Here is a 22797-nt window from a genome sequence, read left to right as displayed (position 1 = left end):
GTGATTGTTTTTGGCAACTACTACCTACGACACCAAGGGGAGGGAATCCTCCTTTTTTCCGAAAAACTTTTAGTTTCAATAGTTTTAAGGTAGCAAGCATGTAAATTTAAGGTCTTAGTTTGACATTACATCACATGTAAAGGGAGGGATAAAAATGGACTGGATGGACGGTCTCAATCGAATTCTTCGTATAGATGAGCAGGAACTGGCCCTTTTGGATGAGATGATGCGATATGCTCCCGGCGAACATATGAGGAGAATGTTGAGGATGATGATGGCGCGGGAAAGGGAAGAGATGCGGATGATAAGGGAAATGATGATGGGCGGCCACATGGATTCGGGAGGTCCGCTATATTAAAATAAATAAATAAAAATTAAAAAATGTGAACCGGGGTTATTAAAAGGTTTCCCCGGTTTGTATTTTTAAAATATACACCACGACTAAAACCTGATAAAATTTTGTGTTTGTTTATAATATTGTTTCTTAACCCTTCACATGATGATGAAATTTAAAGAAAAACGGCAACTATACACATTAACCGATTTTATTAACATTTGCTCAGACATGAGCCAAGCTGTACAATGTATACAATGATAATAAATAGAGGAGGCAGAAAATGGACCAACTGTTGTATGGCATTAAAGCTCTCAGCATTTATCAGGTAATAATGTTTTTAATCGGAGGAGGCCTGATTTATCTTGCCATAAAAAAAGAATACGAGCCGATGCTTCTGCTGCCGATTGGTTTTGGAGCAATTCTGGCAAACATACCTTATTCTTCGGCGATTAGCGATGGAGGATTTTTGGACTTGCTGTTTAAAGCGGGAATTCTGACGGAACTATTTCCCGTATTAATATTTATCGCCGTGGGGGCGATGATTGACTTTACTCCTCTTCTGCAGCAACCTTTAATGCTTTTTTTCGGGGCAGCGGCCCAGTTTGGAATATTTTTTACCATGGCTATGGCGGTCTTATTTGGCTTTAACCTTAAAGAGGCGGCGTCCATAGGAATTATAGGTGCGGCGGACGGCCCCACTTCAATTTATGTAGCCACCAGATTTGCAAGACACCTGCTGGCCCCCATTTCGGTAGCGGCCTATTCGTATATGTCTCTCGTCCCCATTATACAGCCGCCGGTAATCAGACTTCTAACCACCCCTGCAGAGAGAAGAATACATATGAAGCCCAATTTTGACATAAAAATCTCGAAAACAGTGCTGATTCTTTTTCCCATAGTTGTGACTGTGGTTGCAGGGGTTCTGGCACCTATAAGTGTGGCTCTTGTGGGCTCTCTGATGTTCGGAAATTTAATCCGTGTTTCCGGCGTTTTGGACAGGCTCTCTAAAGCCGCCCAGAACGAACTGGCCAATCTTGTCACTCTGCTTCTTGGAATAACCATAGGTTCAACAATGACGGCTGAACAGTTTTTAAATCCCGCCACACTATTGATAATAGTAATGGGTCTTGTGGCCTTTATATTCGACACAGCAGGCGGTGTGATTTTTGCTAAGGTTTTAAATCTATTCCTAAAAAATAAGATCAACCCGATGATTGGGGCGGCCGGGATATCGGCATTTCCCATGTCTGCCAGGGTTGTCCAGAAAATGGCTCAAAAGGAAGATGCGTCGAACTTCATACTAATGCAGGCTGTAGGTGCCAATGTAGCGGGGCAACTGGGTTCCATTATAGCAGGAGGGCTAATCTTGACACTTGTAAAATAAAAAAGGGGTGTGATGGATTTGAACATATTTGTTGAGACACTGAGATTAATGGGTATAGGGATGGCGGGGATATTTTTGGCCACATCGATTTTCTTTATGCTTATTAAATTCATAATATATGCTTTTCCTGCGACAAATTAAAGGCGTTAAGTTTCGTTTTATAGCTAATGGAATTTTTAAATGACAGGGGACCTGCAAATAGACCCCTGTTTTTTTTTTAAACGCTAACAGACAACTGGCAAATTCATTCAGGTTATGCTAAAATCTTTATAAATATCTTGAGAAACGAAACGGCCGCCGGTGGAGGACAAATATGAAAGAGCAGCTCAAACAAATTTCGACAAATTGTTATATGTTTATAAATAAAAAAAGCCGGGTTGAGATACACGTTTATTTAAGCCTGCGGCTTTTTGAAGGTTTTGTAGAAGATGAATCCATCGAACAGCTGTACAACGCATCCCTTCTGCCCGGAGTCGTAAGCCCCGTCATCGGTATGCCGGATATCCACTCCGGCTACGGCCTTCCCATAGGGGGCGTGATGGCCACCGATTACGAAGATGGTGTGGTGTCCGCCGGAGCTGTGGGAATGGACATAAATTGCGGGGTGAGACTCCTTACCACAAAGATTTTAGCCGGTGAACTGGATAAAAATAAATTGTCAAAAATCCTGGACGCTATTTCACGGAAGGTGCCTTCCGGTGTGGGGAGGTCCAGTGTGTTAAAGTCCCTGAGGAAACCGCCTTTGGAGGCAATAGCTTCAGAGGGGGCGGGTCATTTTATAAAGATGGGCTTTGGGCGGAAGGAGGATATGGAAAGAATTGAGGATGGGGGATGTATAGGGGGTGCCGATGCTTCCTGCATACCTGCCGCGGCCCGGGAGCGGGCGGACCAGCTGGCGACCATAGGAGGCGGCAATCATTTTATTGAGATAGGCAAAGTGAGCGGGCTGTTTGACGAGGAAGTGGCCCGGAAATTCGGTCTTTATCCCGAGCGCCTTTATGTTTTAATACACACCGGCAGTCGCGGCTTCGGCCACCAGATATGCACCGACTTTTCCCGCATCATGTGGGAGCACGCTGAAAGAAACGGCACCAGGGCACCCGTAAAAGGGCTTGCATGCGCGCCGATTTTTTCGGAGGACGGCCAGAATTACTTAAAAGCCATGGCCTGTGCGGCCAATTATGCCTTTTCCAACAGACAGCTCATCACCCATTTCGTCCGTGAGGCTTTTGTGGAAGTGCTGAAAAAGCCAGAAACCGACCTCGGCCTGGACCTCCTTTACGATGTGGCTCATAATATCGCTAAAAAAGAAAAGTACGGAAAAAAATGGCTGCTGGTGCACCGGAAAGGTGCCACACGGGCCCTGCCGGAGGGCCATAAAGCCAATCCGCCGTGCTACCGGGAGACCGGCCACCCCGCCATTATCCCGGGGAGCATGGGCACGGCATCTTATGTGGTCCTTGGAACTCCGGAAATTGAAAGGACCTTCTGTTCTGTCAACCACGGGGCGGGAAGGGTTATGTCCCGCAAGAAGGCAAGGCTTGAATTTACGAAGGAGGAGCTTCTGGAACAGCTGAAGAACGTGGTCGTAGCATCAAAGAATTTAGGTGCGATCCTGGACGAAGCGCCGATGGCTTATAAAGACATAGATGAAGTGGTTTTCACTTTGGTGGAAGCCGGGCTTACAAAGCCAGTAGTAAAGTTGAAACCTCTGGCGGTTTTAAAGGGAGAGGGTGAAGAAGCATAAGACGAGTTTAGAAAGAGGTGAAATTATGAGCGACATATATGTAATCGGACATAGAAATCCCGACACCGATTCGATATGTTCTGCTATTTGCTACAGTGATTTCAAGCATTTCACTGAAAAAGACCATAATTACATTCCCGTGAGACTGGGGGCGGTCAACAGGGAAACCCAATTTGTCCTGAATTATTTTAATGTCCCGGCGCCCCGATTGATCGAAAATGTTTACACCCAGGTGTCCGACATATCTTTTGACAAACCCGTCAATGTGAAAAAAGAGGCTTCCATGTATGAGGCATGGGATATTGTAATACAGCATAACGCAAGGACGATTAACATCGTGGATGACGACGGAAAATTTCTCGGCCTTGCCACGCTGGGCGACATTGCAAAGGTTTACTTAAAATCTTCGTCAGGATTGTCCGGATATGCGGTACCTGTAAAAAACATTGTAAAAACCCTGAAAGGCGAAGCGCTTGTTTTGAAAGATGAGGTGTTCAGCGGAAATATTATAGTGGCCGCCATGAATGTAAGGGATGTCCTGGACCGCATAAAAAAAGGCGATTTATTGATTGTGGGCAACAGGAAGGATGTTCAACTGCTGGCTGTGCAAAACGGAATAAAAGTCCTGATAGTCACCGGGGGCCATGAAGTGCCGGGCGATGTGCTGGAGATGGCACGGGCAAACGGCGTGACAGTCATAAAAGTGCCCTACGACACTTTTGATACCGTTAAATTGATAAATCAAAGCATACCCATACACTACATTATGAAAACCGAGGATTTAGTAACCTTCGGCCTGGAAGATACGATAGACGATGTGACGGAAACCATGCTCAAATACAGGTACAGGAACTTTCCCATTCTGGACGGCCGGAAACGACCCGTGGGTATGCTGGCAAGGCGCCATATACTGGATTATGCCAGGAAAAATGTGATACTGGTGGACCACAATGAAAAATCTCAGTCTGTAGAAGGAATAGAACAGGCAAATATCCTGGAAATCATCGACCACCACAGGATAGGCTGCGTGGAAACCGGCCAGCCCATCGTGTTTATAAACCGGCCCGTGGGTTGCACGGCTACGATTATCTTTAACCTTTTTGAAGAGAAGAAAATGATCCCTTCAAAAAAAATAGCAGGCCTCATGTGCGCGGCCATATTGTCGGATACCCTTGTTTTCAAATCGCCTACCTGCACCGGTGAAGATATAAGAGCGGCGAGAAAACTTGCAGGTATAGCGGGCATAGAAATTGAGAAATTCGCCAGGGCCATGTTTGAGGCCGGAACTTCTCTTCAGGGAAAAACCGAAGAGGAAATATTTTTTACCGATTTTAAGGAGTTCAAAATCGGAGAATATAAAATCGGCATAAGTCAGGTGAATATTTTTAACAGCAGCCCCGACCATCTTAAAAGCCGCCTTGTGGAATTTATGGAAAAGCTGAGGACTGACAGGGAATACGACCTCCTGCTGCTGATGCTGACGGATATAATTAACGAGGGTTCCGAATTTTTATATGTGGGGAACCACAGAGAATTAATCCGCAGGGCTTTTGATGTGGATATTGGAGGCAACAGCTTCTACCTGCCTTATGTGGTTTCCAGGAAAAAGCAGGTTATCCCGAGGATTATAGCTGCCATAAATTCAATTTAAGATAGAGCTGGATGCAACAGCCCAAGCGCGTCGTTAGTCATTGATGTTCTAAGGTGTAATTATATAGCGGGGTGGGGAGAAATGGGAATAACGGTGCGAGAGGCCCTTCAGATAGGAGAGTTAAAAAACGCGAAGGTTGTGGCGGGCGAAAAAGGCCTAGATAGGATAGTGAATTTTGTTCTAACCATGGATGTGCCCGATGCGGCCAAATGGATCAGGGGCAATGAACTGCTGCTTACAGCCGCCTACGTTTTTGTGAATAACCCTGAAATGGAAAAAACTTTTATCTACGATCTGGTCGAGAAGAATTGCGCGGCCCTTGCCATAAAACCCGGCCGTTTTATAAATACCATTCCGCTCCACATGATAAAAGCCGCTGATGAAAAAAGCTTTCCCCTTATCGAACTACCCATCTACGTTTCCTGGCATGATATAGTAAATCCAATCCTGCTTGAAATCCTGAACAAAGAAGCGAGCATAATCAAGCGCTCCCAGGAAATCCACGATGAACTCATGAAAGTGGTGCTGCACGGCGGAGGTCTGGACGCCATTGCCGGAGGCCTTTCATATCTTTTAGATTGCGCTGTTTTCATAGAAGATGAAAGTTTTAATCTATTGTCGTGTTCAAATTACCGCGGAACCGGAGATGAGTTGAGCCAGGAAATTATAAAAGCCGGCAGGCTTCCCCTTGACGCGGTTGAGGAACTGGATAAGAAAGGAATTTTAAATAAGATTAAGACTTATAAGAAGCCAGTAAGAGTAAATATAAAAAGCAGGCCCAATTGTTTTGCCAGAGTGATAGCGCCCATTATTATTAAAAATGAAGTTTACGGGTATATCACTTTAGTTGAAAACAACTCCCGATTGGGAGATTTTGACTTAATTGCCGCCGAACAGGCTGCAACTATTGCCGCCCTTGAAATCATGAAAAAGCAGGCGGTAAAGCAGGCCGAAGGAAAAGCGAAAAGGGAGTTTTTTGAAAATATCCTTGCGGGAAATATAAAGGATGCCTCGCAGATAAAGAGCAGGCTGAAATATTATGGCGTGAGTCTTAAAGGGAATATTGCCGTTATAGTTATCCATATGAATTACGAGAATGCTTTGAAAGTCGAGGAAGAAGACTTTAAGGGTCTGGAAAGTATACTGGCGTCAAATCTAAACGGTCATGTGACATTGAGAAAAGGAGAAGATATAATCATAGTCTGCAGTTTCTCCGGCGGCGGCACAATAGGACGATATGATAAGATTAACACCCTATGCAAGGTTATTTCAGGCAATTTAAGCGGTATAAAAGAAATAAGATTTGGTATAAGCGATTTCCATGATGATGTGACAAACATATCGCAGGGGTACAGAGAGGCTAAGAGATCCCTGGAATTAATGGATCTGGTAAAAAATAACACTGGCAATATAATATTTTACAAAGATGTCTGGGTATACGATTTTATTTTAAGTTGTAATAGAAGCGAAAACCTGAAAAAATTCTGCGATAAAAGACTTCTCAGACTTATTGAATACGATTTAAAAAACAGGGAAGAAAATCTTTTAAACACCCTGAGAGTTTATCTTGATTGCATGGGCAAACATAATCTGGCCGCCGAAAAACTTTTTATACACCGGAATACCTTAAATTACAGGTTGAACAAGATCAAGGAGATACTCGATTGTGACCTGAATGACCCCTCCACCAGGCTGAGGCTCGAGATCGGTTTGAAAATAGCGAACTTACTGTAAAAAACTTATTTTAATATTCTAAATGTTTAGCTTCTTTATTGGTCATTTTGAACAATAAAGAAGCTATTTTTTTATAATTAATGCAATAGGTTAAACATATTATATTGTGCTAAAATTATAAACAAAAGTGCGGTAGCAATATTACAAAAAGTTTTAAATCAAATACAAGGCTAAAGGAGCGATATCGTGGAGGGCATTCTAAATATAAAAATGGATGAGTATTTTGATGAGATGGTAAAGAATCTTCAAGAATTCATAAAGATTCCAAGCATTTTGGATGAAGATAAGTCGGATGAAAGATTTCCCTTCGGGCCGAAAATAGATGAAGCCCTGAGATGGATATTAAAAAAAGGGGAGGAGATGGGATTAAAAACCAAAAATGTGGACGGGTATGCAGGATATGTTGAGATAGGTAACGGTCATGAGATGGTGGGAATTTTAGGCCATATAGATGTAGTCCCGGCGGGGACCGGCTGGTCGGTGGACCCTTTCGGCGGGCAGATTAAAGAAGGTAAGCTGTATGGGCGGGGCTCTGTAGATGATAAAGGCCCGACTATCGCCGTTTTGTATGCTTTAAAAGCGATAGAAGATTCCCGGCTGCCGGTTTCAAGGAGGGTGCGGCTTATCATAGGAACCGACGAGGAGACCGGTGCAAGGTGCATAAAGCACTATCTCGAAAAAGAAGAACCGCCTGTATGCGGTTTTTCTCCGGATGCTGAGTTCCCCATTATATATGCGGAAAAAGGGATTTTGCGCTTTGAACTGACGAAAAACTTCGGCAAAGCACCAAAATCCGGGGCGCATCTGAAAAGAATACGTGGCGGGAGCCGTGTGAATGTGGTGCCCGACTGTGCGGAAGCTGTAATAGAAGATGCGGATAGCAGGGAAATAGAATCAAAAATTGAAGAACGGGGGCTTGCAGGCAAGATAAAAATGGAGAAATCGCCGGAAGGCGTCATTATAAAAGCGAAGGGTATTTCAGCCCATGCCAGTTATCCGGAGGACGGGGAAAACGCCGTTCAAATACTGTTGAATTTTTTGGCAGGAATTGATTTTGGCTGTCCAAAGGCAAAAGCTTTTATTGAAGCGGTAGCTGACAAGTTGAAAATGGAGTCAGATGGAAAAACTCTCGGAATATCATGTAGTGACGACGTTTCCGGGGCTTTGACGATAAATGTGGGCGTAGTGGATTTTGACGAAAAACTGGGGAAACTTAAATTTGACGTAAGGTATCCCGTAACGATTGATGGAAATGAAATAATTGAGAAGCTAAAAAAAATTGCAGGCGATTTGGGAGCGGAATTTTTGATAAACCAGCATAAATTGCCGCTGTACGTTGACCCGGATGCCGATTTTATAAAAAAACTGCGGGTCGTGTATAGAGAGATGACCGGTGACGAACCGAAACTCCTGTCAATAGGAGGGGGAACATACTGCAGGTATGTGAAAAATACCGTTTCCTTCGGTCCGGTTTTCCCCGGCCAAAAAGAACTGGCCCATCAGAAGGATGAGTATATTGCCCTTGAAGACCTGAGGAAAATAGCCAAAATTTACGCTCAAGCGGTATATGAGTTAATAAAATAAAAATCTGGTTAATTTTAAGACTTTCTGTTGAAAAACTGATTATTTCTGAAGAAAGGATGATTCACTGTGGAGTTGAACATCGGGATAGAACCTTCAAAAGAATATTTGAGTTTCGAACTCGCGAAAGGTGCTCTAAAACTGGTGAAAGACGTAATGCTGGTAAAAGAAGGAGAGAATGTAGTTATCACGGCCGATACCTCCTCCGATCGAAGGGTGGTGGAAGCTACGGCCAACGCAGTTTACAGCATAGGGGCGATGCCAACGGTCATATATTATCCCACGGCGCCTAATGCCTGTATTGAGCCGCCTGCTCCTGTGGGAGGAGCGGTTGTGAAAGCGGATGTCTGGATAGAATACACTTATTCTTATATCATGCATTCACCATCCTGGAAAAAATCTCTGGAAAACGGGTGCAGGTATATTTGTCTTACCGGCATGGATGTTGAAATGCTGGTGAAGACGATTACAAAGGTAGACTACGACCTGCTTATAGAACTGGGAGAATTGTTTAAGGAGACGGTCCAGTCTGCGGATGAAATAATAGTTAAAAGCGATAACGGTACTTATCTGACAGCCTATAATCGTGGAAGGAGGGTGCGCCATTCAGGGCAGAAGGCTACTCAGAAGGGCTATCCCATTATGCTGGGCGGCCAGATAAGCTGGTGTCCGGTAGAGAGCACCATTAACGGGACACTGGTCTTTGATGGAGCATTATGGCCGCCGCTGGAGCTGGGGTTACTCAAGAATCCGGTCAAACTGGAATTAAAAGAAGGCCGGGTGGTGAGCATAGACGGAGATGTAGAAGCGAAGATCTTTGAAAACTGGCTGAAATCGCTGAATGACCCGAACATGTACAGGCTTGCACACTATTCACTGGGCTTCAATCCCGGTGTGACAAGACCCACCGGCAGGATTGTGGAAGACGAGAGGGTATTCGGCTGCATAGAATTCGGCATCGGCAGCCAGGGAGCGTCAATCATGGGCGAATGCTGGTCCGCCGCTTCGCACACCGACGGCATCTTGTTGAAACCCACAATTATTTTAGACGGCAAGGTTTTTGAAGAAAACGGCGTATATCAACTGCCGGAAGCAAGGGAGATATGCAAAAAATTGAATGTGCCGGGGTATTGAGGCAATCTCAGAATGTTCTTTCTTAACATAATTAAAATGTTATAGGTTTAGTGCGACGATTAATATACTGAATGTATTTTTAAAGTCAGATTTTATCTTACTAATGTATGAAAGGAAGGTAATCTTTATGGAATTAAACATAGGCATTGAAACAAGAGGTGAATTTTTATCCTTAGAACTTGCAAAAAGTGCAAGAAAATTAGTGGAAGACATAATGCTGGTAAAAGAGGGTGAAGAGGTAGTAATTACAGGAGATACTTCTTCAGATAGGCGAGTTATAGAAGAAGTGGCCAAGGCAGCGTACGCGGCGGGAGCTATACCTACAGTAGTATGGTATGATACAAGGCCTACCGCTGTAGTAGAACCTCCCAGGGCAGTTGCGGGAGCAGTAAAAAATGCGGATGTGTGGATAGAGTTTTCGTACGCATATATACTTCATACCCAGGCCTGGAGACGCGCTTTAGATGAAGGCTGTCGTTATATCTGCCTGACCGGAATGGATGCTTTAATGATGGTGAATACTATCGGCAGGGTTAATTATTCTAAAATGCTAGAGCTGGGTGAAAAGTTGCGGCAATTGGCCGAGAATGCTGATGAGGTGATTATTCAAAGCCCCGCGGGAACAAATTTAAAAGCTTACAACAGAGGAAGAAAAGTAAGACAGTCGGGTAAGCTGGCAGATACCAAAGGCGAACCCATAATGCTTGGCGGACAGGTATCCTGGTGTCCGGTTGAAGAGACCATCAACGGCAAGCTGGTATTCGACGGCGCTTTGTGGCCCCCTGCTGAAATAGGTCTGTTGCATTCACCAGTAGAGCTTACTCTTGAAAACGGAGTGGTGAAGAAGATCGAGGGGGGGACAGAAGCGAAAATATTTGAAAGGTGGCTCGCAAGCTTTAACGATCCTACCATGTACTGGCTGGCCCATTATTCCCTTGGATTTAATCCGGGAGTAACAAAACCCACCGGCAGGATAGTCGAAGATGAAAGGGTATTTGGGTGCATTGAAATGGGTCTGGGAAGCCAGGGGCCTCAGATAAAAGGCAAGACATGGAAGAGCGCTTCTCACACCGACGGAATTGTGTTAAATCCAACGATAATTTTTGATGGAGAAATTATAGAAAAAGAAGGCAAATATGTTCATCCAGAGCTTGTAAAGTTGTGTAAAGAAATGGGAGTCAGCGGGTATTAGATAAATAAATATGAAGCTAATTTAAAAAAATTTGAGTGTGCAAGTATTCCCACAAGTGGAGGATGCTTGCACACTAAATTATAAAAAAATTTTAGGAGGTGAACTAGAGAAAAAAGCTATTTGTAATAGTATCACAAATGTTCCAAAAAAATATTAAAAAGGAGGTTAAAATTATGGATTTACCAGAAAAACAGAATCTTTCCTCAGAAATCGGAGAAAATGATCCAATAATTGAGAAATATTTAAAAATGCCTCATCCCAGAACACTGGAACCCGGAACATTAATTATAATATTGTTGACATCTATTCTAGGAGCAATAATAGGTTTGGAACTAATTGTAAGGCTGGGCATAACAGCAAACACATCAATTATTGGTGCCTTAATAGCTGTCCTGGTCGGCCTAATCCCGGGTGAGCATTTTGCAGGCTTCAAAAACATTCACAGACAAAATTTGGTTGAAACATCCATTTCAGCTGCCACTTTTGGAGCAGGTAATGCACTGCTTCTTGCCATGGGAACCATTTGGCTTCTTAACAAAATGGATATTGTAATCCCCATGTTCATAGGTGCAGCTATAGGAATGCTTGTGGATATTACAATGATGTACTGGTTATTCGATACTCCGGCATTTCCTGCTCATGAAGCCTGGCCTCCGGGTATAGCCACCAGCGAAACCATACTGGCCGCCGCAGAAGGTGGTAAAAGAGCTTTGATTCTAGTAGGTGCTGGCATAATAGGTGCAATAGGTCAATCATTAAAAATTCCTATGGATGTTGTTGGTGTAGCATGGATAGGAAATATATGGGCCTTGCTTATGTTTGGCGTCGGTCTGTTGATAAGAGCATACTCACCGGTACTATTTGGGATAGATATAAACAACTTATATATTCCGCATGGAATTATGATTGGGGCGGGAATTGTTGCTTTGATACAGATAACTTTAATAATTAAAGGGAAAAGGCTCACCAGACAAAAATTAGAGGAAAAGGAAGATAAAATATATAAAACAACCAGAAACCCCCAGGATATTATTAATTCACTTAGAAACGGTTTTATCCTTTATATCATTGGCGGTATCATTCTGGCTGCTAGTGGCGGCATTTACTCTAAAATGAGCCTTCCTATGTTAATCTGGTGGATTTTGTATGCTGCAATTGCTGCACTAGTTTCGGAACTTATGGTGGGTATTTCAGCGATGCATGCCGGATGGTTTCCCGGTTTTGCTACAGCACTAATTTTTCTCGTGTTGGGCATGCTGATGAAATTCCCTCCACTGGCTTTGGGACTTCTTGTAGGATATACTGCTTGTACAGGTCCGGCTTTTGCCGATATGGGTTATGATTTAAAGACAGGATGGCTGTTGAGAGGCAGGGCGAAGGACGCGAAATTTGAATTGTTTGGTAGAAGTCAGCAGTACGTCGCTGAATTGTTGGGAGCGGCAGTAGCCATAATAATGGTTGCTATGAGCTATCAAAAATATTTTTCTCAGAATTTGTTTCCTCCCGTTGACAGGGTTTTCGCCGCCACCATTAACGCCGGAGCACAACCCTGGATATGGAAGTACCTGATTTTGTGGGGAATCGTAGGGGCAATTATACAATATATCGGAGGTGCGGAGAGGCAAATTGGTATTTTGTTTGCCACCGGCCTGCTGATACTCAATCCTAGAGCGGGCTTTGCGGTTGTTGCCGCGATAATAATAAGAGTAATAATTGAAAAAACTTACGGTAAAAAGGCTCAAACACCTATCTATATTTCTGCTGCAGGATTTATAGCAGGTTCGACTTTATACAGTTTCTTTACCAGTACTATGGGTCTGTTGGTAAAGAAAAAATAAATGTTTATTTCAGGGAAAACCGATTTAAGAAATCGGTTTTCCTTAAACTTTAATAGAGAGAAGAGGTTGCCTTATGGAGAAGATAAAAGTCGGCCTTATCAGAGTTGTTACTTTAATGAATGATAAGCTTTTAAACGCCCATGCCCATCTGCTCGCCAGTAAATTCAAAAATCTTGATATAAAAACTAGATTCATTCCCGACCAGTACGAGGGGATATACGACGATGAAACAGAGAAGGCTGCTATTCCAAAAATTATTAAGCTGGCTAAAGAGTTTGAAGATGAAGGAGTAGATGTGGTATATATAAGTTGCGCCGGAGATCCCGGCATGGAAGAATGCCGTAGCTCCATAAAGGTTCCGGTTATAGGAGCCGGTTCATCGTGCGCAGCAATATCTTGTAGTTTGGGAGGAAGTGTGGGTATAATCGGTATAACTGGAGAAGCACCTGCGGTAATGACAAAAATACTTGGAGAAAAATTTTCGGGCTATATCAAACCGGAAGGTGTAAACACTACCCTGGATTTATTTGTAGATGAAGGTAGAAAAAACGTGTTGAAAGCGGCCGGCGTGTTAAAAGAAAAAGGCTGCGACACCATAGCACTGGCCTGCACAGGAATGTCTACTATAAATATACATGAAGAGATAAAGCGAAATTTAAAAATTCGCGTAGTAGATCCCGTACTGGCGGCGGGCCTTGTGATTTCATACCTCCAATTTTAAAAAAGGAAAGGGCGGATTTATGAGCAGATTAAAATTGACCGCTGAACTTGTTGACGCCGCCGTCCTCGGAGGATGTGTCCTCGGCGGCGGTGGCGGGGGCTCTATGAATGAAGGAAGAAAAATGGCTCTGCTGGCTGTCAACCTATCATCTCCTGAGCTGATAGATATTGAGGACATAGATGAAAATTCCATATTGATAAACGTGGCCGCCGTAGGGGCGCCTTCCGCAAAGGATGCCTGTTCCGAACCGGTGCATTACCTTCGGGCGGTGGAATTGATAAATAAAGTTGCCGATGTAAAAGTTGCGGGAATTATTACAAATGAGGCCGGGGGGCTCGCCACAGTGAACGGGTGGCTGCAGGCTGCAATGCTGGGCATACCCGTGGTGGACGCTCCATGTAACGGCCGGGCTCATCCTACAGGCATAATGGGTGCCATGGGGTTGCATAAAAATAAAGATTACAAATCAATACAGGCCGCTGTGGGAGGCAGCAGAGAAAAGGCGACTTTTACGGAAGTCGTGGCAATGGGTTCAGTGGAAAGAGCGGCGGCTATTGTAAGGGCTGCCGCTGTCCAGGCCGGCGGTCTGGTATCGGTGGCGAGGAATCCGGTCTCGTGCCGGTATGCAAGGGACAATGCCGCTGTCGGGGCCGTAAAACAGGCAATTAATTTAGGCCGAGAAATGATAAAAGCCAGAGAAAAGGGCTCAAAAGCGGTCATATATGCGGCGTGTGATTATCTGAAGGGTGAGCTGATAGTTGCCGGCACCGTTGAAAAAGTTTATCTGGAATCAACAGGTGGTTTCGATGTGGGGAAGGTTGTCATGGAAAAAGATTATGAAATTACCTTCTGGAACGAATACATGACTCTGGAAAAATCGGGGGAACGTCTTGCCACTTTCCCCGACCTTATAATGACGCTGGATGCAGACACCGGAATCCCGGTAACCTCGGCCGAAATTAGAGAGCGCCAGAAAATCGCCATCTTAAAGGTGGAAAAAGAGAAGATAAAATTGGGAGCGGGTATGCACGACCCCGAGCTTTTTAAAGCATGTGAAAAAGCGGTAGGCAAAGAGATAATAGCTTATGTATTTTAGAACAAAAGATGGAGGGATATCAATGTTAAAACAGGTCATGGAAATATTAGACATATTAGACGATGCGAGAGTAAACGGGGAAAAAGTAAAGGAGTTTTTGTTAAGGAGAGGTCTTGAAAACATTCATGTGGAAGAAGTGAGCGGTGAAGCCGGGAAAACCGATTTTATAAAAATATTTGTAAAAGGTAAAAAGGGCAAGGCCTCGGGCGGCGACGCACCCACGCTGGGTGTAATCGGCAGGCTCGGTGGAATAGGTGCAAGGCCGGAAATGATAGGATATGTGTCGGATGGCGACGGGGCCGCTGCCGCCCTTTCGGTGGCGCTGAAACTGGCCGACATGAATTCGAAAGGAGATTTTCTGGACGGCGATGTGATAATCAGCACTCACATATGCCCCGATGCACCCACGCAGCCGCATGACCCAGTGCCTTTCATGGGCTCGCCGGTGGATATGCAGATGATGAACAAAATGGAAGTGGATCCTGAGATGGACGCCATTCTTTCCATTGATACAACTAAGGGAAACAGGATATTGAATCAGAGAGGGATTGCTATTACACCCACCGTTAAAGACGGCTATATACTGAAGGTTAGCGATTCGCTGCTCGACTTAATGCAGATAGTAACGGGGAAACTGCCGGTGGTATTGCCCATAGTGACTCAGGATATCACCCCCTATGGAAACGGTCTTCATCATATAAACAGCCTGGTCCAGCCGTGCACCGCCACTTCCAGTCCGGTGGTAGGGGTGGCCATAACCGCCGAAACCGCGGTGCCCGGATGCGCTACGGGAGCTTCCCATGAAGTAGATATAGAACTTGCCGCAAGGTTTGCCCTGGAAGTTGCCAAGGCTTTCGGCAGGAAGGCGTGTGAATTTTTTGATGAAAAAGAGTTTGAATTAATCACGCGGCTCTACGGTTCCATGGAACATTTGAAGACCCTTGGAAGGAAAGAGATGTGATGAATAAACTGGTAAGTATATCAAAAAAACTGCTTCTCGATTGCCTGGGGGTAAAGCCTGAGGAAAAATACCTGGTACTGACCGATGATAGCAGGGAGAAACTGGCTGCGCACCTGTATAAAGCCGGGAAAGAGCTGGGTCTTACGGCTATGCTTTTTAAAATACCGGTTTTAAGAAAATCCGGGGAAGAACCACCGGCCGCGGCGGCAGAGGCAATGAAAAATTCCGATGTGGTGGTATGCATAACGGAGCATTCGCTGACCCACACCAGAGCTAAAAAAGATGCCGCGGCTAAAGGGGCAAGGATTGCCACCATGCCGGGAATTACAAAGGATATGTTTCTAAGAGGTGCCGTTACGGCGGATTATACTAAAGTGGAAAAACTGACGAAAAAAATAGCTGAAATTTTAACTCAGGGCAGCAAGGTTGTCATAGAAAAAGATGAATATAAGCTCGAGATGAACATTGAAGGAAGAAAAGGAATTGAAAGCACCGGCAGGTATCTTGAGAAAGGGCAATCGGGGAATTTGCCGTCGGGAGAAGCCTATATTGCGCCTGTAGAAGGTTCGGCTGAGGGGAAAATTTTGGTTGATGGAAGTATTGTGGGTCTGGGAAGGCTGAAGTCGCCCATTTTGCTTGAAATCAGAAAAGGGCTTTTAATGGACGCCCGGGGAGACGGCGCGAAAGAATGGCTGGAAATGCTGGGGAGCTCCGATGCCGCCAGAAATGTGGCGGAGTTTGGAATTGGGACAAACCCCAATGCCGTATTATCCGGAAATATATTGGAAGATGAGAAGATTTTGGGTACAATCCATGTGGCGTTTGGGAGCAACAATACCTTTGGGGGAAGAGTCAGCGCGGGAGTACATCTGGATGCCGTAGTTATGAATCCCACGATTTATATAGATGGAAGGTTGATACTGGATAAAGGCAGGCTGGTGGTATGAGGGTACAGGGACTACCGTTTCATGCATGGCCGAGAAATTGCTCGGGATAAACCCGCGAATCTCTGGCCGGATTACAAAGAGGAGAACGGTGGTGAGTTTTATGAAAAGGTTGGGTTTTGTAACAATCGGGCAGGCCCCCAGAGTAGACCTTGTCCCGGAAATAAAAATGGTATTGGGTGATGATGTGGAAATCGTTGAAAAAGGAGCACTTGACGGATTGACACTGAAAGAAGTGGAGGCCTTTTATCCCGGGGAAGATGACGGGGTTCTGGTTACCCGGATGGCCGACGGGACCGAGGTCAAAGTGTCAGAAAGGGAGATCTTTCCCAGATTGAAAAATCAGATCAAAAATCTGGAACTGGAAGGAATAAAAACAATATTTCTCGCCTGCACGGGAGAATTTCCCGCCTTTGATTGCAATTCCCTTATCGTCCGCCCTCAGAAAGTGTTGCACCACGTGGTGTGTTCACTGGCCGAAGGTCTGACGCTGGGAGTAATCATACCGGATGAGCGTCAAGCGGCTTCGGCAAAAGAACGGTGGTCTACGACGGCGGTAAAGGTAATTGTAGAACCGGGGTCGCCGTACACAGGAATAGAGAACATAGAAAAAGCGGCAAAGTTACTGGCAAGATCAGGGGTCGATATTGTTGTCATGGACTGCATGGGATATACACTGCAGATGAAAAATATAGTATTACAGCATGTTAAAAAGCCCGTAATTCTGGCCCGATCTCTTGCAGCCAAAGTGGTAAGCGAATTGTTATAATTTAAACTGAGAGAGAATCTGCACAATTGTGAAATGGATTCTCTCTTGTAATTTTGGAACTTTTTCTGTTTTACATTTCATTAAGATGCAGTGATAATATATTAACCTATTAATACAGAAAATTCATAAATATTAGCAAAATAATGCTGCTATGACAAAAAAATCAAGAGGGAAAAACAACATTTAAAACGAATATATATAAAATAAAATGAATATAAAAAAATTAGCAATAAGAAAGGGAGGGTAAGGGGCATGATATTGTTTATTGTGATCCTTTATATGGCCTTGATGTTGTTGGTGGGCTGGTGGTGCAACAGGTATTACATTAAAGGCATGACCGACTTTTTACTGGCGGGCAGAAGGCTCGGTGTGTGGCTGTGTGCAGCCACTCTTGCTGCCACGCATTTCGGCGGCGGTGCCGTTATGGGCGGCGGCGAATACGGGTTTAATTACGGCATTTCGGGGGCATGGTACGGCGTATCCTGCGGCATCGGCCTGCTTTTTCTGGCGTTTATGACGGCCGGAAAATTCAGGGATCTGGCCCTATATACGGTGCCCGACTACCTTGAGCAAAGGTACGGCGGCAAGTCGGTTCGGGTTTTGGGAGCTGTGCTTTCTCTTTTTGCATTGATCGGCATTCTGGCAGCGCAGGTCCTCTCAGCCAGGAGCGCTCTAGGCATACTGGGTATTAAAGGAAATACCGGTGCCGTTCTGGCCACACTGGTTTTTATAATCTATACCACTTCCGGCGGACTCTGGGCTGCCACCGTAACTGATTTTATCCAGCTTATCCTGGCTGCGTTGGGTGTGGTTCTGGCTACCATTGTGGTTTTTGCAAAGACCGGAGGTATGGCCGGTCTGACATCAACGCTTGCGGCGAAAGGCGTTGAACCGGGATATTTTAATTTCTGGGGCCTTGGAACCTCCAGCATTATGTGGCTTTTGCTCCCCACTGTTATGTACACCCTGGTAGGCCAGGACTTTTACCAGAGGCTTTTTGCGGCGAAAGACTCAAAAGTGGCCAGGAATGCATCTCTGTTGGGTGGTATCGTACTGGTGATTATCAGCTTTTTCCCGGCTATAATAGGAATGGGAGCCAGGGCGCTGTCAGATTTAGACAAAGGCGGTATGTCTGTCCCCTGGGTTCTTCAAAACTTAATGAATCCTGTCTTAGGGGGTATCGTCCTTGCCGCCATCCTGGCTGCCATCATGTCTACTGCCGATTCGCTCTTGACCGCAGCAACTTCCCATATTGTTAAGGACTTGTGGATTGAAACCTTCCATGTGGATGAGGTGAAGGAAGAAAAGAAGCTCCTCAATATCTCGAGAAATTTTACATTTATAATAGGCATTCTTTCACTCATTATCGCCCTCGTTGTTCCCGGGATAATTGATGCACTGATTTATTCATACACAATGTACACGGCCGGTGTATTTGTCCCCGTAATAGGCGGCGTTCTATGGAAATCGGCCACAAGAGCCGGTGCCCTGGCTTCTCTGGTCGGCGGGTCTATAGTGGCCCTCTGGGGAATATTGACAAAGGCCGATATATTTGGCGCCCCGGCGGAAATATATGCGGCCCTCATCTCCCTTGTAATATTTATGCTGGTATCTCTGGCCACGAAAAAACGGCAGGTTGTTGAGTCAGGAGAGTAAATTCAACAGAAATACATATTAGACATGGCAATCATGAGATTAATTTATTTCAAAGTATATAGGGGGTCTGTTGAACAGATAGTTAAAGATAATTAAATCTAATATTGGTTTTTTATCAGTCAATTAAGGGAAACCTGTGGTTTCCCTTAATTGACTTTTAAGGAGTTTTTATAACGTTAAAGCATCACATTAAAAAAGAGAAAAAATTTTACGGAGGTGCAGGGATGTGATAATAAGTGGAGAAAATCTCAGTGTAGAAGATGTGGCGAGAGTGGCAATTAAAAGGGAGACGGTGGAACTTTCGCCCGAATCCATCGATAGAATAGACCGTTCAAGAAAATACGTGGAAAGTATAATAGAAAGAGGGGAGATTGTCTACGGTGTTACTACGGGGTTTGGAAAATTTTGCAATGTGGTTATTTCCCGGGAAGATGCCAGAAAATTGCAGATAAACCTTATAAGAAGCCATTCGGTCGGAGTCGGGGATTACTTTCCCGAAGAAGTGGTAAGGGCCATGATGCTTTTAAGGATTAACGCCCTTGCGAAGGGGTATTCGGGAATAAGGCTTTCTACCCTGATGACTTTGATTGATATGCTAAATAAGGGAGTTACACCTCTTGTTCCCTGCCAGGGCTCGCTTGGGGCTAGCGGGGATCTGGTTCCCCTCGCCCATATGGCTCTGGTGATGATGGGGGAAGGCGAAGCGGTTTTTGAGGGTGAGATATTGCCCGGGAAAAAAGCCCTGGAACGAGCCGGTATAAAGCCTGTAGTTTTTGAGGCAAAAGAGGGCCTTGCACTGATAAACGGCACCCAGGCCATGTCGGCGGTGGGAAGCCTTGCTCTCGCCGGTGCTGTAAACCTATCGAAGGTTGCCGACATCTGTGGGGCTTTGAGCTTTGAAGCTTTGAACGGCATAATTGACGCATTGGATGAAAGAGTTCAGGCGTTAAGGCCTCATCCCGGACAAAATTCGTGTGCAAGGAATCTTAGGGGCCTGCTGCAGGGCAGCGAGTTCACTACCAGGCAGGGGCAGCTTAAAGTGCAGGACGCCTATGCATTAAGGTGTATGCCCCAGGTCCACGGAGCCGCCAAAGACGCCATACGGCACATAAAAAATGTATTGGAAATTGAGATTAATTCGGCTACGGACAACCCCCTTATATTTCCCGGCGAAGAAAGGGTAATCTCGGGGGGCAATTTCCACGGGGAGCCCGTGGCCATAAACATGGATTATCTCAGTATAGCCGTTTCGGAACTGGCAAATATTTCGGAGCGCCGCATAGAGCGCCTTGTAAATCCCCAGCTCAATGAAGGCCTGCCAGCCTTTTTGACAGAAAGAGGCGGATTGAATTCCGGCCTGATGATCAGCCAGTACACGGCTGCGGCGCTGGTGTCGGAGAACAAGACGCTGTCTTTCCCGGCCAGCGTTGACTCCATACCTTCTTCCGCCAATCAGGAAGACCATGTCAGCATGGGTACGATTGCGGCCCGGAAGGCTTTGAAGGTCGTAGAGAACACCGCCAATGTCCTGGCCATTGAGCTTTTGTGTGCCGCTCAGGCTTTGGATTTCCGGATGGAAAAAGCAAAACGCTCGCTCAGGCTGGGCAAAGGAACCGAAGCAGCTTATAAAGTTGTAAGGGGCATGGTGTCAAAAATTTCAGAAGACAGGTTATTAAGCTCGGATGTAAAAAGGCTTGCGGGTATTATAAAGAGCGGTGAGCTGGTCAAGGGGGTTGAAGAGGCGGTTGGGGCGTTGGAATAATATTGAAAAATTTTAGATGAGTTGATTTTGGCTGAAAGGAGAAAAATAATGATAATCGATTTTGTCAAAACCAGCCCTTCTCAAAACACAACGGTGCTTATTACCAGCTTCTGTCCTCCGGAGCGGTATGTGGAGGTTGCGAGGAAGGTGATGGGGTATGAATACCTGCATGCCGAGCAGGTGGGCTTTATAGTTCCGCCGGGCAATGAAAATTCAGTAATCGGGCTAAAGATGGCCGGCGGAGAATTTTGCGGCAATGCAAGCCTTTCGGCTGCGGCTTACGCGAGGTATAAAGGAATTTGCGAAGCCAAAGAATTTTTAATAGATGTTTCGGGAGCGGACCACCCTTTAAGGTGCTATGTAGAGCAAAAATCCCGGTTTGTCTATAACGCTAAGTGCGAGATGCCTCCCCCTGTTTACATCCGGGAATTCACCGTTAGGGTCGGACAGCAGGAGGTTACTGGAAGCGTAGTAAACCTACAGGGCATAAGCCATTTCGTATTTGAATTATGGCCCGAGGTCCAGCTTTTTGATGATATTCTTGAATTGCTGAAAAACCATATTAATGCAAGTGCCTTGGGGGTTGTTCCTTACAGAAAAATAAATGAGCTGGAGTACGAAATCAAACCCTACATTCACGTAAGAGAGACCGACAGCAGGATATTTGAAAAAGGCTGCGGTTCAGGCAGTCTGGCTCTGGGCCTGCATCTTAAAGAAAAAGATATTACAGGAAAATTAAATGTGTGCCAGCCCGGCGGAATAATAAAGGTGGAGACGGGTGAAATAACTTACATTTCCACCGATGTGAAGGTTACGTGTGAGGGGAGCATCTTATTGGAATAATAAACAATTTGATTACACCATATGCACACCACGAAAGTATAACAAAACAAAAAAATGCTAGAAACAAAAAGTTTAGTATAGAGGTTATTAAATAAAAATATTTAATTTTATACCAAATATCTTGTTAATTAAATTTTAAAACGAGGTGATGCATATGGAAAAGCACAATGAGGTCTGGAGGTTTTTGATTTGCAGTGCTATAGGTATTTTTATGTTCTTTATCCCGATAAACTGGCAAGGGAGTTCTTCTATTCCTTTAGACCATCTGGTGACGGGTATAAGGCAAAACTTTCCGGGTTTAGCTTTGCTTTATGGCCTCATAGTTACGACAATCGGCGGTATAATGCCCTGGATTAACGGCAGCTGGAAAAAATCAAAAGTAGATACCGTTTTTTCGGTATTTAAACTTGCTGGAATTGTTATAGCATTTATGGTATATCTAAAAATTGGACCTGCCTGGATGATGGATCCAAATATGGGCCCATTCCTTTTTAACAAACTGGTGGTGCCGGTTGGGCTTATTGTTCCTATCGGCTCAGCGTTTCTTGCCTTTTTGGTAGGTTATGGTTTGATGGAATTTGTCGGGACTTTGGTTAGGCCCATAATGAGAAAAATATGGAAAACGCCTGGCAGATCTGCCATAGATGCGCTGGCTTCTTTTGTTGGAAGCTACTCGATTGCCCTGCTGATAACAAACAAGGTTTTCAAAGAAGGAAAATACACCATAAGAGAAGCGGCTATAATAGCAACAGGTTTTTCTACTGTATCAGCGACTTTTATGATAATAGTTGCAAAAACTCTAAAAATAATGGATATATGGAATACTTATTTCTGGGCGACCCTTGTGGTTACTTTTGCCGTCACAGCTGTAACTGCCCGGATATGGCCCATTTCAGCTAAGCCAAACGAGTATGTGGGGGAGCCCGATCCGGAAAAGGAAGTTAAAGGAAGCATATTGAAGCTGGCGTGGGATGAAGCATTGCAGGTGGCCGGTGAAGCTCCGGGAATTCCGGACAGCGTTGTTAAAAACATCAGGGATGGTTTTAAAATGGCAACGTCAATTTTGCCAACAATAATGTCTATAGGTCTTTTCGGCCTTATAATCGCCAAATTCACCCCAATTTTTGACTTAATAGGATGGATTTACTATCCCTTTACGGCTCTTCTACGGATTCCAGAACCTTTCCTGGCAGCCAAAGCCGCTGCCGTAGAAGTGGCGGAGATGTTTTTGCCGGCCCTGCTGACAGTAAATGCTCCTTTAGTTACACGGTTTGTAGCTGCTGTAGTTTCCGTATCGGCCATACTGTTTTTCTCAGCGTCCATACCCTGCCTTCTTTCTACGGAGATTCCTCTTAGCTTAAGCGAAATAATGGTAATCTGGATAGAGAGAACTATACTTTCAATCATATTTGCAGCCATTTTGGCGGTAATCTTACTTTAAAAATTC

General features: G+C 44.8%; 18 protein-coding genes. All 18 read left to right on the top strand.

Features of this window, described 5'->3' with window-relative positions:
• The first annotated feature begins 154 nt into the window (after positions 1–154).
• The 18 genes from ACKX14_RS10515 (at position 155) to ACKX14_RS10430 (ending at position 22791) form a co-directional block, all read left to right on the top strand.
• On the top strand, positions 155–358 hold the full coding sequence (locus ACKX14_RS10515; RefSeq protein ID WP_422447376.1) for a hypothetical protein: 204 nt from the start codon (positions 155–157) through the stop codon (positions 356–358).
• 259 nt (positions 359–617) lie between these two features.
• A complete protein-coding gene (locus ACKX14_RS10510) occupies positions 618–1721 on the top strand; it encodes a sodium ion-translocating decarboxylase subunit beta (protein ID WP_422447374.1) in 1104 nt (367 codons plus the stop codon).
• A gap of 313 nt (positions 1722–2034) precedes the next feature.
• A complete protein-coding gene (locus ACKX14_RS10505) occupies positions 2035–3468 on the top strand; it encodes an RtcB family protein (RefSeq protein WP_422447372.1) in 1434 nt (477 codons plus the stop codon).
• 25 nt (positions 3469–3493) lie between these two features.
• Positions 3494–5119: a putative manganese-dependent inorganic diphosphatase gene (locus ACKX14_RS10500; protein WP_422447370.1), complete on the top strand. Its 1626-nt coding sequence runs from the start codon at positions 3494–3496 to the stop codon at positions 5117–5119.
• Positions 5120–5200: 81 nt separating this feature from the next.
• Positions 5201–6853 carry a PucR family transcriptional regulator gene (locus tag ACKX14_RS10495; RefSeq protein WP_422447368.1) on the top strand — a complete coding sequence of 551 codons (1653 nt, stop codon included), beginning with the start codon at positions 5201–5203 and terminating at the stop codon, positions 6851–6853.
• 186 nt (positions 6854–7039) lie between these two features.
• Positions 7040–8437, top strand: a complete 1398-nt coding sequence (pepV, locus tag ACKX14_RS10490; protein WP_422447366.1) for a dipeptidase PepV — start codon at positions 7040–7042, stop codon at positions 8435–8437.
• Positions 8438–8503: 66 nt separating this feature from the next.
• Positions 8504–9568 carry an aminopeptidase gene (locus ACKX14_RS10485; protein WP_422447364.1) on the top strand — a complete coding sequence of 355 codons (1065 nt, stop codon included), beginning with the start codon at positions 8504–8506 and terminating at the stop codon, positions 9566–9568.
• A 127-nt stretch (positions 9569–9695) separates the two neighbouring features.
• The gene (locus ACKX14_RS10480; protein ID WP_422447362.1) at positions 9696–10760 is read left to right on the top strand and encodes an aminopeptidase; all 1065 of its coding nucleotides are present in this window, start codon (positions 9696–9698) and stop codon (positions 10758–10760) included.
• Positions 10761–10933: 173 nt separating this feature from the next.
• Positions 10934–12598, top strand: coding sequence for an OPT/YSL family transporter (locus ACKX14_RS10475; protein ID WP_422447360.1), 1665 nt, complete (start codon positions 10934–10936; stop codon positions 12596–12598).
• 73 nt (positions 12599–12671) lie between these two features.
• Positions 12672–13319: an aspartate/glutamate racemase family protein gene (locus ACKX14_RS10470; protein ID WP_422447358.1), complete on the top strand. Its 648-nt coding sequence runs from the start codon at positions 12672–12674 to the stop codon at positions 13317–13319.
• Between the two features lie 19 nt (positions 13320–13338).
• Positions 13339–14415 carry a DUF917 domain-containing protein gene (locus ACKX14_RS10465; protein ID WP_422447356.1) on the top strand — a complete coding sequence of 359 codons (1077 nt, stop codon included), beginning with the start codon at positions 13339–13341 and terminating at the stop codon, positions 14413–14415.
• Between the two features lie 22 nt (positions 14416–14437).
• Entirely contained in the window at positions 14438–15376 is a 939-nt protein-coding gene (locus ACKX14_RS10460) for a DUF1177 domain-containing protein (protein WP_422447354.1), read from the top strand.
• Complete coding sequence (locus ACKX14_RS10455) at positions 15376–16323, top strand: aminopeptidase (protein WP_422447378.1); 948 nt, start codon at positions 15376–15378, stop codon at positions 16321–16323. The genes ACKX14_RS10460 and ACKX14_RS10455 overlap by 1 nt, the downstream gene beginning before the upstream one ends.
• A 100-nt stretch (positions 16324–16423) precedes the next feature.
• Positions 16424–17089, top strand: a complete 666-nt coding sequence (locus ACKX14_RS10450) for an AroM family protein (protein WP_422447352.1) — start codon at positions 16424–16426, stop codon at positions 17087–17089.
• 252 nt (positions 17090–17341) lie between these two features.
• Entirely contained in the window at positions 17342–18745 is a 1404-nt protein-coding gene (locus ACKX14_RS10445) for a sodium:solute symporter family protein (RefSeq protein ID WP_422447350.1), read from the top strand.
• A 226-nt stretch (positions 18746–18971) separates the two neighbouring features.
• The gene (gene hutH, locus ACKX14_RS10440) at positions 18972–20507 is read left to right on the top strand and encodes a histidine ammonia-lyase (RefSeq protein ID WP_422447348.1); all 1536 of its coding nucleotides are present in this window, start codon (positions 18972–18974) and stop codon (positions 20505–20507) included.
• Positions 20508–20555: 48 nt separating this feature from the next.
• A complete protein-coding gene (locus tag ACKX14_RS10435) occupies positions 20556–21350 on the top strand; it encodes a histidine racemase CntK family protein (RefSeq protein ID WP_422447346.1) in 795 nt (264 codons plus the stop codon).
• Between the two features lie 154 nt (positions 21351–21504).
• Positions 21505–22791 (top strand): YjiH family protein, encoded by a 1287-nt coding sequence (locus ACKX14_RS10430; protein WP_422447344.1) that lies wholly within the window; start codon positions 21505–21507, stop codon positions 22789–22791.
• Positions 22792–22797: the final 6 nt, after the last annotated feature.

This window comes from Thermorhabdus hydrogeniformans (assembly GCF_049310025.1).
GTDB lineage: Bacteria > Bacillota > Thermosediminibacteria > Thermosediminibacterales > Tepidanaerobacteraceae > JBJYKD01.
Note: the sequence above shows the minus strand (reverse complement) of the source record. Positions and strands in the feature narration are given on the sequence as shown.